Annotated in this window: 1 protein-coding gene; it reads left to right on the top strand. The window is 66.7% G+C overall.

Annotated elements, in window-relative coordinates:
* Nucleotides 1-112 precede the first annotated feature (112 nt).
* Complete coding sequence (locus ACFU6I_RS48700) at nt 113-1390, top strand: ISL3 family transposase (RefSeq protein ID WP_384381052.1); 1278 nt, start codon at nt 113-115, stop codon at nt 1388-1390.
* The last annotated feature ends 26 nt before the right edge of the window (nt 1391-1416 follow it).

Raw genomic sequence — 1416 nt, 5'->3', positions numbered from 1 at the left:
GGCTCTCCTGTCGCTTCCGTGGGTCGTTGACCAGGGCTGATACGTAGAACACGCCGTACCCGGGGTACGTTTCGACTGCTGAAGGTACGAAACGAATAAACCTGGATACGGCGTGCAAAGTAAGAGGATATGGGTTCGGTTGCTCGGTGTCGAAAAGACGCTGATCGAGCAGGTCGAGGCCGAGGAGGCCGATCCCGAGGGCGGTGTCGGTGGTGAGCTGGTGATCGTGGCGCATGTCCGACCGGCGAAGGGCCACAGGCAGCGGTGCGGGATGTGTCGGCGCAAGGCGGCGAAGTACGACGCCGGTGAGGGACGCCGCCGCTGGCGGGCCCTGGACCTGGGCGTCATCCAGGCATTCCTCGAGGCCGACGCGCCCCGGGTCGCCTGCCCCGAGCACGGCATAGTGGTCGCCTCGGTTCCCTGGGCGAGGCACGGCGCCGGACATACCCTGGCGTTCGACGCGCAGGTGGCCTGGCTGGCGACCTGCTGTTCCAAGACGTCCGTCACCCAGCTCATGCGGACCGGCTGGCGCACGGTGGGCAACATCGTCGCCCGGGTCTGGGCGGACGTCGAGAAGTCGGTGGACCTGTTCGCCGGGCTACGACGGATCGGTATTGACGAGATCAGCTACAAGAAGCGCCACAAGTACCTGACCGTCGTGGTGGATCACGACTCCGGCCGCCTGGTCTGGGCTGAGGCCGGCCGGGACAAGGCCACCCTGTGTAAGTTCTTCGACGCCCTGGGAAACGAGCGCGCCGCGAAGCTCACCCACGTGTCCGCGGACGCGGCCGACTGGATCTCCACGGTGGTCGCCGAGCGCTGCCCGCAGGCGGTACGGGTGATGGACCCGTTTCACGTCGTTCAGTGGACCACCGACGCCCTGGACATCGTGCGCCGTCAGGTGTGGAACGCCGAGCGCGGAGGCAAGGGCAGATCCACCCGAGGCTCGAAGTCCCTGAAGAAGGCCCGCTTCGCGCTGTGGAAGAACCCCGAGGACCTCACAGCCGGGCAGCGGGCCCAACTGCTCTTCATCGCCAAGGCTCACCCGCTACTGCACCGGGCGTACTTGCTCAAGGAAGGTCTGCGCACCGCCCTCAAACAGGGCCCCGACACCGCCGAGGCGCTGTGGGACTGGGTGCTCTGGGCCCGCCGCTCACGGATAACGGCCTTCGTCGAGCTGCAACGCAGCATCGTCAAACACCTCGACGCCATCACCGCCGCCGCCGAGCACGGGCTGAGCAACGGCCTGGTCGAGTCCATGAACACCAAAATCCGACTGATCACCCGCATCGCCTTCGGCTTCAAGGACCCCGGGTCCCTCATCGCCCTCGCGATGCTCAGCCTCGGCGGCCACCGACCCCAGCTACCAGGCCGTCAACTCACGAACTGACCACCCACGGAAGCGACAGGAGAGCC

Origin of the sequence: Streptomyces sp. NPDC057486 (assembly GCF_042802415.1) — a bacterium.
Classification (GTDB): Bacteria; Actinomycetota; Actinomycetes; order Streptomycetales; family Streptomycetaceae; genus Streptomyces; species Streptomyces yanii.
The sequence above is the reverse complement of the archived record's forward strand: the minus strand, read 5'-3'. Positions and strand labels throughout refer to the sequence as shown.